At 74.1% G+C, this 11,265-nt stretch carries 7 protein-coding genes and 1 pseudogene; 3 read left to right on the top strand and 5 right to left on the bottom strand.

Going from position 1 to position 11,265, the window contains the following annotated elements; genetic code table 11:
* Window positions 1-190, top strand: a pseudogene (locus DVH02_RS04080) (hypothetical protein); the annotation flags it as partial.
* 103 nt (window positions 191-293) lie between these two features.
* Window positions 294-1,100 (top strand): M15 family metallopeptidase, encoded by an 807-nt coding sequence (locus DVH02_RS04075; protein WP_114622285.1) that lies wholly within the window; start codon window positions 294-296, stop codon window positions 1,098-1,100.
* A gap of 90 nt (window positions 1,101-1,190) precedes the next feature.
* On the opposite strand, the gene DVH02_RS04070 is transcribed toward DVH02_RS04075, so the two are convergent.
* Genes DVH02_RS04070 through DVH02_RS04055 form a run of 4 tightly spaced genes read right to left on the bottom strand, consistent with a single transcriptional unit; the run spans window position 1,191 to window position 5,436 of the window.
* Complete coding sequence (locus tag DVH02_RS04070; protein ID WP_114622284.1) at window positions 1,191-1,796, bottom strand: GTP-binding protein; 606 nt, start codon at window positions 1,794-1,796, stop codon at window positions 1,191-1,193.
* On the bottom strand, window positions 1,777-2,172 hold the full coding sequence (locus DVH02_RS04065; RefSeq protein ID WP_114622283.1) for a DUF742 domain-containing protein: 396 nt from the start codon (window positions 2,170-2,172) through the stop codon (window positions 1,777-1,779). The genes DVH02_RS04070 and DVH02_RS04065 overlap by 20 nt, the downstream gene beginning before the upstream one ends.
* A gap of 10 nt (window positions 2,173-2,182) precedes the next feature.
* Window positions 2,183-2,626 carry a roadblock/LC7 domain-containing protein gene (locus DVH02_RS04060; RefSeq protein WP_114622282.1) on the bottom strand — a complete coding sequence of 148 codons (444 nt, stop codon included), beginning with the start codon at window positions 2,624-2,626 and terminating at the stop codon, window positions 2,183-2,185.
* Complete coding sequence (locus tag DVH02_RS04055) at window positions 2,623-5,436, bottom strand: sensor histidine kinase (RefSeq protein ID WP_114622281.1); 2,814 nt, start codon at window positions 5,434-5,436, stop codon at window positions 2,623-2,625. Before DVH02_RS04055 ends, DVH02_RS04060 begins: the two co-directional genes overlap by 4 nt.
* 449 nt (window positions 5,437-5,885) lie before the next feature.
* Between DVH02_RS04055 and DVH02_RS04050 the strand changes: the two genes are divergently transcribed.
* Window positions 5,886-6,434, top strand: a complete 549-nt coding sequence (locus DVH02_RS04050) for a hypothetical protein (protein ID WP_233518025.1) — start codon at window positions 5,886-5,888, stop codon at window positions 6,432-6,434.
* Here DVH02_RS04050 and DVH02_RS04045 read toward each other — a convergent pair.
* Window positions 6,400-11,070 (bottom strand): coiled-coil domain-containing protein, encoded by a 4,671-nt coding sequence (locus DVH02_RS04045; RefSeq protein ID WP_114622280.1) that lies wholly within the window; start codon window positions 11,068-11,070, stop codon window positions 6,400-6,402. The genes DVH02_RS04050 and DVH02_RS04045 overlap by 35 nt on opposite strands.
* Between the last annotated feature and the right edge of the window lie 195 nt (window positions 11,071-11,265).

Raw genomic sequence — 11,265 nt, 5'->3', positions numbered from 1 at the left:
CTGGAGGTGTGGGCCCCGGCGGCCGGGCGTACGGGGGGCGGGCTGGTGGTGCGTGATCCGGGTGACGGGGGCCGAGGTGGAGCGGTACACGTCGCGGTGGGTGGACGGGGAGGTGCGGGTGGAGCGGGTGACGGACGGCGGGCCGGTGGAGCCCGCGTGGCCGGTGCGGGTGCGGGGAGCGGAGGCGTGAGGGGCGCGGCGCTCGGCCGGGCGCGGCGCGAGGGGCGACACGCGGGGTCGGGGGCCGTTCGCCCTTCCCCTCCGGGCCCGGCAGGTGATAGACGACAGTGCCCATGACAAGACTGAGGGTTCTGTCGCGGTCACTGGCGACCTTCGCCGTCGCGCTGTTCGCCGTCACGGCCACCGTGCCCGCCGCGCGGGCGCGTGCGGAGCCGGTGGCGCCGGGCGCGTTCGTCGCGCTGCGTACGGTCGCGCCGACGATCGTCGAGGAGATGCGCTACCCGACACCGCACAACTTCATGGGCGAACGGGTGGACGGCTACCGGGAGCCGCTGTGCCTCGTCACCCGGGACACCGCTCGGGCGCTGGGCCGGGCGCAGTCGCGGCTGCTGCGCAAGGGCTACTCGCTGAAGGTGTACGACTGTTACCGCCCGCAGCGGGCCGTCGATCACTTCGTACGGTGGGCGGAGGATCTCCCGGACGAGCGGATGAAGGCGGAGTTCTATCCCCGGGTGGCGAAGTCGCGGCTGTTCGAGGACGGTTACATCTCGGAGAGGTCCGGGCACAGCAGGGGCAGCACGGTGGATGTGACGCTGGTGAGGCTGCCGGTCCGGCCGACGAGGCCGTATGTTCCCGGCGAGCGGCTGACGCCCTGTCACGGGCCGAAAGCGGCACGCTTCCCCGACAACTCGGTCGACATGGGCACGGGCTTCGACTGTTTCGACACCCTCGCGCACACGGATGATCCGCGGGTGACCGGGGTCCAGCGGGCGAACCGGGATCTGCTCAGGTCGGTGCTGGCCGAGGTCGGGTTCAGCCATCTGCCCGAGGAGTGGTGGCACTTCACGCACCGGCCGGAGACCTTCCCCGACACCTACTTCGACTTCCCGGTGGCGTGGCGTTCGGTCCTGGGGCACTGACCCCGTCCCCTGCGGGGGACGACGCGGCAGCGGCCCGTACCCCGGGGTGGCGGGGTACGGGCCGCGGCGGGCGGCGGCGGCGCGGGCCGCTCAGGTGGGCGCGTGTTCGCGCTGGAGCGCCGCGCGGTTCATCGCGTGTTCGACGACCGACACGAGCACCTCCTTGACGGACTCGCGGTCCCGGGCGTCGCACATGATCAGCGGGACCTCGGGGTCGAGGTCGAGCGCCGAGCGTACGCTCTCGCCCGGGAAGCGGTCGGCGCCCTCGAAGCAGTTGACGGCGACGGTGAACGGGATGCCGCGCCGCTCGAAGTAGTCGACGGCGGCGAAGGAGTCCGCGAGCCGCCGGGTGTCGGCCAGCACGACGGCGCCGAGGGCGCCCTGTGCCAGCTCGTCCCAGAGGAACCAGAAGCGGTCCTGGCCCGGGGTGCCGAAGACGTACAGCACCAGGTCCTCGCGCAGGGTGATGCGGCCGAAGTCCATGGCGACCGTGGTGGTCGTCTTCTCCTCGACGCCGTCGACGTTGTCGACCGGCCGGCCCGCCTCGCTCAGTACCTCCTCGGTACGGAGCGGCCTGATCTCGCTGACCGCGCCCACCAGGGTGGTCTTGCCCACCCCGAAGCCGCCCGCTACCAGGATCTTCAGCGTTACCGGATCGACCGGACGCGGCCTGTGGCTAGAGCGCCCGAAGACCATTGATCACCTCGCGGAGAATGCTCACGTCCGGCAGCTCGGCCGGCGGAACGGGACGGGTTACGTGGACGAGTTCGTCCTCGACGAGGTCGCCGACGAGCACCCGGACCACCCCTACGGGGAGGTCCAGGGTCGCGGCCAGCTCGGCGATCGACTGGGGGCTCGTGTAGCAGCGGTCGACGATCTCCACGTGTTCCGGGGAGAGCGTCTGGTCGCGGCCGGGGTCGGCGGCGGCCGGTTCGCACACCACGAGCGCGATCAGGTCGAGCCGGTGGCGCGACGCGCTGCTGGTGCGGCCTCGCGTCATCGCGTACGGGCGTACGACCGGTCCGGCTTCGCCGTCGAACCAGTGCTGCTGATCCTGATCAGATTCACTCATGTCGGCCCGTTCACCCTCCGGTGGGCAGGCCGGTCCGTGGCGCCGTGCCGAGATGGACGCCGACCCTCTTGACCATCAGCGTCATCTCGTAGGCGACCTGGCCGACATCGGAGTCGGCGTCGGACAGGACGGCCAGACAGCTGCCGTCGCCCGCGGCGGTGACGAAGAGGAACGCGTCGTCCAGCTCCACCACGGTCTGCCGGACGCGCCCCGCGTCGAAGTGGCGGCCGACGCCCTTGGCGAGGCTGTGGAAGCCGGAGGCGACGGCGGCGAGATGCTCGCCGTCCTCGCGGGTGAGGTCCTTGGAGGTGCCGGTGGCCAGGCCGTCACCGGAGAGGACGACCGCTTTGCGGATGCTGGCGACCCGCTCCACCAGCTCGTCGAGGAGCCAGTTCAGCTCTCCCGCCGCGTTGGGGTCGGTGGAATGGCGTGGTGATGCGTTCGGTGCGGTCATCGACCGTCCCCCTCCGATGTGGTTCCTTGTGTCTCGCCGGGGCCGTCGGTGTCGTCGACGTCGTTCTGTCGGCGACCCCGCTGCCAGCCCCTCTGGAGTGAGGCCATGCGGCTGCGGACCTCGTCCGCGTCCCGCTCGGGCTCCTGGCCCCCTGCGGGTGCCGGGTCGGTGACCCGGTCCTGGGTGGTGTCCCTCAGCTGGGGGGCGAGGCTCGCCTGCCTGACCCGGCGGGGCAACCCGTCGATCAGCGAAGGCGTCTCGTCGGACTGTGCGCGCCGCGAGGTCTGTGCCGGTACGCCCGGGGTGAAGGTACGGCCCGTACCGCCGCCCGCCGGTTCCTGGCCCGAGCGGTCCCGGCCCCGGTCGTCCACGCGCCGCCCGCGGTCCGCGACCAGCGTCGGCGGCTTGCGCCGGGGCAGTTCGGGGTCGGTGTGCTCGGGGCCCGGGTCGTGGGCGCCCCGGTCGAAGGCGCGGATGCGGGGCTCCTGGCCGGTGCGGCCGTCGCGGCGCTCGCGGAAGTCCCGGTTCTCGTCGCGGCGTTCGCGGCCCTCGCGGCTGTCGTCGCGCCGGTCGCGTACGTCGTACAGGTCGCGCACGTCGCGCCCGTTGTGGGCGTCGTTGTCCTCCTGGGCGGTGGAGCGCAGCCGTTCGCGGGCGCGGAACAGGCCGCCGCGCTCGCTCTCCGTGTCGTCGATGTCGCCGATACCGTCACCTCCGCCGAGTCCCGGCCCGCTCTCGGCGCCGAGAGCCCCGACCGGTGGTTCGAGCTCGACCGGTCCGTCGAGCACGGACGGGCCGCTGCCCAGTCCGGTGGGGACCTGCGCGAGTGCGGTGCGTCTGCCGCCGTTCTCGGCGCGGCCCCGGCCCCGTTCCGGGGCGTTCTTGCGGTCGAGGCGGAATCCGGTGCCCTCGGTCTCGGGGGCGTCGGTGAGCAGCGCGACGGGCAGGAAGACGATGGCGGTCGTCCCGCCGTAGGGGGAGGGCTGGAGCGAGACGCGGACGTTCTGCCGCTGGGCGAGCCGGCTGACCACGAACAGTCCGAGCCGGTCGGTGTCGGACAGTTCGAACTCGGGGGTCTCCGCGAGGCGCAGGTTGGCGTCGAGGAGGATCTCGGGCGCCATGCCGAGGCCGCGGTCGTGGATCTCCAGGGTGAAGCCGTTGGCGACGCGTTCGCCGTGCACCTGGACGGCGGTGTGCGGGGGCGAGAAGACGGTGGCGTTCTCGATGAGTTCGGCGATGAGGTGGGTGAGGTCGGCGACGGCGGGGCCGCCGACTCCGATCCTCGGGAGCCTGCGGACCTCGATGCGCTCGTAGTCCTCGACCTCGGCGACCGCGGCGCGCACCACGTCCATCAGCTGGACGGGCTTGCGCCACTGGCGGGACGGCGCGGCGCCGGAGAGGATCACGAGGCCCTCGGCGTGCCGGCGCATGCGGGTGGTCAGGTGGTCGAGGCGGAAGAGGTCGGCGAGTTCCTCGGTGTCCTCCGTACGGCGCTCCATGGTGTCGAGGAGCGTGAGCTGACGGTGGAGCAGGACCTGGTTGCGGCGGGCGAGGTTGACGAACACCTCGGAGACGCCGCGGCGCAGGTCGGCCTGTTTGACGGCGGCCTCGACGGCGGCGCGCTGGAGGGTGTTGAGGGCCTGGCCGACCTGGCCGACCTCGTCCTTCTCGTAGTCGAGCCGGGGCGCCTCGGTCTCCACGTCGACCGGTTCACCGGCGGCGAGCCGGCGCATGACGCTGGGCAGGCGTACGCCGGAGACCTCGTGGGCCTCCTTGCGGAGCTGGGAGAGGTCCCTGATCAGGTCGCGGCCGACGCGTACGGAGACGATGACGGAGACGAGCAGGGCGAGCAGGCCGAGCACGGCGGCGAATCCGACGCGGAGGAAGACGTCGCGGCGGACGGGGTCGATGTGCGCGCCGTAGAGCGCGGCGGCCTCGGCGCTCTCCTTGGTGAGGTCGCCGATGACCGAGGTGGTCATGGACTGCCAGGTCTCGGCGTTGACGGTGCCGGGCTTGTCGCTGGGGCCGGCCGCGATGATCCGGTCCTCCGCCTGGCGCAGTTCGAGGGTGGCCGGGGTGCGCCAGTACCGCTCCAGGGTGGTGCGGTCGGAGAGCGGCAGGTCGGCGAGGTTGGACTCGTAGAGCAGGACGCGGTTGGCGACCAGGTCGGAGGTGCCGCGTACGTCCTCGGCGGTCATCCGGCGTGCCTTGAGGGCGGAGGCGACGAGCGCGTCCTCGCGGGAGAGCATCTCCTTGGCGCGGTCGAGGCCGATCAGCGCGCGGCCCCAGTTGTCGCCGTCCACGTCCTCGTCGCCGTAGAGCGAGGCGAGGACGTTGTGGCTGGGGTCGACGAGGCGGTTGTAGAACTCCATCGCGCCTTCGCGGGTGACGGTGCTCTCGTCGACGGAGCGGCGCATCAGCGCGAGGCCGTCGAGGGTGGTGAGGAGGTGGGTCAGCCGGTCGGAGGTGATGTCGTCCATCCGGTCGCGGACACCGGAGGCGGCGTTGCGCTTGACGCGGTTGAGCGCGCGGTCCGTGTCGGTGCGGCGGCTGCGCAGTTCGGTCAGCGAGTCCGCGGCACGGGGATCGGCGAGGTAGATGAGCGTCTGTCTGCGTTCGCTCTGGAGACCTCGGATCGAGTCCTCGACGGGGTGGCCGATGGTTTTGATGGCGTAGCTCACGTCGATGAGCTGCTTGGCTTCGGAGCCGGCGAGCGTGGTGGCCAGTCCCCAGAGGACGCTGAGTCCGATGAGCGGCACGAGCAACAGCGCCACGATCTTCCGGCGGATGGACTTCCCGCGAAAGCGCATGGCCTCCCCCTGGTCGAACCCCGCCCGGGGCGGGAGATGCGTGGAACCCCGGCCGATGCGGGGGTAATCAGTCAGCAAACGGCGCGAGCCTACTACTGTCACACCGGCAACTCGAAGACACGTCCGGATGTTTTTCGGCCGCCCACAGCCGACTTGATCATGTGTTGTCCCGGTATTCCACCAGTTGACTTCGGCCACGGAGAGCCGGGAGAACGGGCAGGACAGCAGGTACCGGTCAGAGGGATGGCCGAAATCGTTCGCTCATTGGTTCCGGCGGGAATCTTTCGAGGTGACCATTCGTCCTTGTGTGCGGGGATCAGGGGGAACTGGGGAGTACTGCGACGGTTCGCACATCACATTCGGCTGCATTTCGTTTCTGGGGGCCGGCGTGAAGCGCTCGAACCGGGGCAGGCACCCTTGTGTCGTTCAGTGGTGGGGAGTGACGGTCCATGAAGACGGACGAGCGGCGGGGCGCCCCGGCGGCGGGCGGGTTCGAGAAGGTCTCACACGCGCTGTGGGTGGAGGAGCCCGCGGCGCGCTACCGGATGCCCGATCCGGTCAGGACGGCGGCGGTCCGGGCGGTGATCATCGCCTCGGTGACGCTGATTCAGGCCATGGTCGCGTTCCTCAGCACGCTCACGGGGTCCTGGCTGGCCTTTCCGATGGTGCTGAGCAGTGTGGCGTCCACGGTGGTGGCGACCTGGAGCGTGCTGGACGTGTGGGTGACCCGTCAGGTGTGGAACCAGCGGCACGGCGTGATCTCCGCCCCCAGCAGTACGGCGCGCCGGCTGCGCCGCGAGCGGCGCCTGGCACGCCGGGCGGCCAAGCGGGCGGCGCGCGCGGAGACCCGGATACGGCGCGGGGCCAGGACGTCGCGGTCCGCACCCCGGGGCACCACCGGGCCCCACGCGCCCACAGCGCCCGCCGGGGCCCCACGCGCCGTGCCGGGACAGCAGCCCGAGGTCAGCGGTCCCCGGCAGGCTCCGGCGTCCGTTTGAACATCCGCGTGGCGGTGATCTCGCCGTGCACGGTCTCGCCGTCCGGGTCCTGCCGCGGCAGCCCGGGGCGCAGATGCTCCTCCACGCTGATGTACTTCAGCCCCGCCCGCAGGTCCGCGTCGTTGCGCAACCGGATGACGAGGGGGAACTCGGCGAGCGCCGTCGTGTCGAAGAGGCCCGTCGTGTAGAGGAGTTGCACCCCCAGCGCGTCCGAGACCGCCCGCTGGAGCTCCAGCAGATAGGTCGCGTTGGCGCGGCCGATCGGATTGTCGAGGAAGAGCGTCCCGGCGTGCCGGTGCTTGTCGCGCCCCCGGTCGTTGCTGCGCAGGGCCGCCATCGTGCAGTACAGCGCGATCGCGGCGGTGAGCAGCTGGCCGCCGGAGAAGACGTCGCCCATCTGCCCGACCGGGACGCGCTCGGCGCGCAGTACGGCGTCGGGCTTGAGGATCTCCACCGCGATGCCCTTGGGCCGCAGCGCCGCCTCGACGCCGCGCAGCAGCAGCGACATCCCGTCCCTGCGCAGGTCGGAGTTCTTCCTCAGGGCCGCGCTGGTCGCCTCGTCCACGACCTCGCCGAGCCGCTCGGTCAGGGCCGCCCGGTCCGGATCCTCGAACCGGATCCGCAGGAACTCCTGGCCCGACCACTCCCCCAGCCCCTCGGGCAGCCGGGACAGGCGCTGCGCGGAACGGAGCGTCGTCAGCGCGGACTCCACCAGACCGCGCAGCCGGTCGACGATGGAGTCGCGGTTGCGCTCCAGCTGCGCCAGCTCGTCGGTGAGGACCCGCAGCCGGGGCGCGAACGCCTGCGCCCAGGGCGCCGCGTGCTCGGGCAGCGCGGACGCGGGCAGTTCGCGGATCTGCTGCCTGGCCGGGGTGCGGACCTGCTCGTAGCGGGTGGAGTTGGCGTGCCGGACGAGGACGTCACAGGCTTCCCGTACGGCGCCCTCCGCCGCGGAGAGTTCGGAGGCGCAGCCGCGCAGGGAGCGACGGGCCTCGGCGGTGGAGTGCCGGGCCTCCTCCAGGGTGCCCGGGTACGGCTCGGGCGGCTGGGCCGCCTCCTCGTCCCCCGCGTCGTCCGCGACGGCGCCGCGCAGCAGGTCGCGCAGGAGCGCGGCCGTCTCCTCGAAGCCGCCGACGGCGTCCTCGGCCGCCCGGTGGGCGTGCAGCAGCTCGCCGTGGGCGGCGCGCGCGGTCTCCAGCGCGTCGGTCCGCAGGGCCAGTTCGGTGGTGGCGGTGCGCAGCAGCGCCTGCGCCTGCTCGGCGTCGGCGGGGACGTCCTCCTCGGGCAGCTCGGTGTGCGCCGCGCCGTACTCGGGGGCCAGGCGCTCGGCCTCGCCCCGGAACCGGCCGAGCTGTTCGCTCGCGGTGGCCGCCCGCGACTCCAGCATCTGTACGAGGGACTCGGCGCGGGCGGCGGCGGCCTGCCGGGAGGGGCCGTCGGCGCCGTCGGTGGACTCCAGGAGCTGGGCGGCGCGGGTGCGCACCTTGTTGGTGAGCCGGTCCAGCTCGGCCAGGGCGGCGCTCTCGTCGCTCTCCGCGCGGGCCTGCTCGGCGCGCAGGTCGGCGCCGACGCCGACCTTCTCGTACAGCTGGGAGGCGGCGCGGTACGCCTCGCGCAGGGCGGGCAGCGCGGCGCCTCCCAGCTGTACGGCGGGGGCGGGGATGTGCTCCGGGGCGCCCGCGATCTCGGCGCGCTCCGCGCGCAGCGCGCGGGCGGTGCGGCGGGCGTCGTCCCCGGCGCGCTGGGCGGCCCTGCGGTCCTCGTCGGCGGCGCGGGCGCGCTCCAGGCAGACGGCGGCGCGGGCCTCGTACTCGGCGGCGTCGTCGGTGAGTTCGCGGAGCGTGGCGCCCCAGCCCGAGCGTTCGCGCAGCCGGTGCGCGAGACCGGACAGGACGTCGGCGGCGCGCCGGGCGCGCTGCGCGGTCTCCTGCCGTTCGTCGCGCACGCGCCCGGTGTCGGCGGCGGCCTCCTCGGCCTCCGCCCGTACCGTACGGGCCTCGGCGAGCGCGGCGGTGGCGTCGCGCTCGGCCTCCTCGGCGGCCGCGGCGCCCGCCGCCAGCTCGGTGAGCATGCCGGGCGGGCAGTCGGCACGCCAGGAGCCGAGCCGGGCCGCGAGCGAGCGGTCTCCGGTCAGCCGGGCGGCGAGAATCCGGATCTCCTCGTCGCGGGCGGCGGCGCGGCTGCGCAGCGCGTGCCGCTCCTCGTCGGCGGCGTGCTCGTCGTGCATCGCCGGGTTCGGCGGTACGAGGAAGACCCCGTCGTCTGCGGTGTCCGGCGCCGGTACGGGGGCCAGCAGGGCGGCGGCGGTGCCCACGGCGACCGTGGAGCGGGGCAGCAGGGCGGCGCCGGAGAGGGCCTCGCGGGCGCGGGTGTGCGAGTCGGGGTCGGTGATCACGACGCCGTCGACCAGCTCGGGCCTGGCGGCCAGCACGGCGGCGTGGTCGGCGGGGTCGACGGACTGGGCGAGGTAGCGCCAGCCGGGCAGGGCGGGGATGCCGTGCTCGCCGAGGAACTCCACGGTGGCCAGCACGTCGGGCCCCGGCGGCAGCAGCCCGCCGTCGCCGAGGGCGCCGAGGATCCGCGCGTCGTCGGCGGCGGCGGTGCGCAGCTCGAAGAGGTGCCGCTCGGCGGAGGTGACGCTCTGGTCGAGCAGCTCGCGCAGCTCGTCGGCGTACCGGTCGAGGTCCTCGGCGCCCAGCGTGCCCGAGGCGCCGCGCACGGGTGTGCCGGTGCCGGGCGTACCGTCCCCGGTACCGGCGCGCTGGCCGGGGAAGGTGGCGGCGGCGCCGGGTGCGGGCAGGCTCAGCAGCTCGGCGAGGCGCTCGTCCCCGGCGATGGACTCGGCGGCGGCGCGCTCGGCTCCGTAGGCGTGCCGCGCCGCCCGCGCGGCGTCGGCGGCGCGGGCGGCGGCCAGTTCGGCGCGGGACTCCGCCGAGGCGCTCTCCCTGGCCAGCTCGGCGGCGGACCGCGCGGCGTCGCGCGCCGTGTCCCAGGCCGCGACGGCGGTCTTCTCGGCGTCGCTCGCGGCGAGCGCGGCGCGCGCCGGGTCCGCGTCCGGCGCGGTGTCGTCCAGCCAGCCGGCCCGTACCGCCTCCGCGGTCTCCTGCTCCACCTCGCCGAGGCGCTGGCGCAGATGCCCGGCCTCGCTGCGGGCCCGCTGCGCGTCGGTGGCGGCGGACGTCGCGTCGCGGTGGGCGGCCTCGCCCGTCTCCTGGAGGGTGGCGGAGCGCTCCTCCTCCTCGTTGGCCAGGCGTTCGCCCTCCTCGGCCGCGGCGTGCAGCGCCCGTACGAGATCGGCGGCGGCGGTGGCGCGGGCGGCCAGGGCCGGGGCGGCGTCCCGCTCCGCCTCCCGGATCGCGACGGCCACGCGCGCGGAGCGGTCGGCGGCGGCGCGGTGGCGCAGCACGTTCTCCGCGGCCTGCCAGGCGGAGTGCAGGGTACGGGCGTCGGTCAGCTCGCGGCGCTGGGCGGCGGCGCGCTTCTCGGCGGCGGTCAGCGCCAGGGAGGCGTGCCGGTAGGCCAGTTCGGCGGCGATCAGCGCGGCGCGGCCGCGGGCCTCCTCGGCGGCGGTCACGGTATGGGCGGCCGAGGTGACCTGCTGGGCGAGGTCGGCGGCGCGTACCCGCTCCTCGCCCGAGCGGGCCGCGAGCCGCCGGACCAGCGTGCGGGCGCGGCGCTCGGCGCCCGCGTGGACGTCGCGGGCGCGGGCGCGGGTCCGGGTGGCCTCGACGATGCGGCCGAGCAGGTCCACGGAACCGGCGGTGAAGTCGCGCTCCGCGGTGAGTTCGGCCCGGCGGCCCAGCTTGTTGCCGAAGCCGCCGACGAGGTCGGCGAGTCCGTCGGTGTCGCGGGTGTCGGTGACGGCGCGCAGCAGCAGGTCGGTGAAGTCGGAGTCCTTCTTGACCGCGAAGAGGCCCGCGGCCTCGCCCTCGTCGGCGTTCATCTCGCGCTGGTAGCGGAAGAGTTCCGGGTCGAGGCCCAGGTCGCCCAGGTGCTCGTTCCAGCGGTCGTGGATCTCTTCCCAGTGGATGTCGAGGTGCGGATAGACCTTGCCGGCCTCGGTGATGGTGTCCCGGAAGCCCTTCATCGTGCGGCGCCTGCCCCGGGCGCCCGAGACGCCTTCGACGGGCGGGCGTACGGCGGTGGACTCGGCGACCGGCAGGGAGTCCAGGCTGAGTCCGGGGCCGGGCCGGAAGGAGTACCAGCCCTCGGCGAACTTGCGCGGGTCGTTGGAGACCTGCCTGCCGCGCCACTCGCTGGCCTTGCCGACGACGACCAGTTCGCCGGTGAGGGTGTGCTGCCACTCCAGGGCGACGTGGCCGCAGTCGTCGGCGAGGAGGAACTTGCGCAGCACGCCGGAGCTGGCGCCGCCGAGCGTGTTGCGGTGGCCCGGCAGCATCACCGAGAAGATCAGCTTGAGCAGCACGGACTTCCCGCCGCCGTTCTCCAGGAAGAGCACGCCGGCCGGTGCCGGGCGGCGCGGCGGGCCCACCGGCTCCTCCTCGAAGAACTCCGCCTGGGTGGGGGCGGGGTGGGGCACGGGAGCGCCCACTCCGCGCAGATCGAGCACGGTGTCGGCGTAGCGCGCACCGGCGGGGCCGATGGAGTAGAGGCGGACCCGGGACAGCTCGTACATTTCGGCGGACTCTCGTCGTGGGGAGGCGGGGAGGTGGGGAGGTGGTGGAGGTGGTGGAGGGACGTGCGGAGGGCTCTGGGGGGGGGCTGTGGTGCGTGGGGTGTCGCGGGGGAGCGGGGGCTCGGCGGTCGGCTCGCGTGGACGGGGAGGCCGGCGTCGGCGACCAGCGCCAGGTCGTCGCCCTCGCGCGGGGGC

The organism is Streptomyces corynorhini (genome assembly GCF_003346515.1).
Lineage (GTDB): Bacteria > Actinomycetota > Actinomycetes > Streptomycetales > Streptomycetaceae > Streptomyces > Streptomyces corynorhini.
Note: the sequence above shows the minus strand (reverse complement) of the source record. Positions and strands in the feature narration are given on the sequence as shown.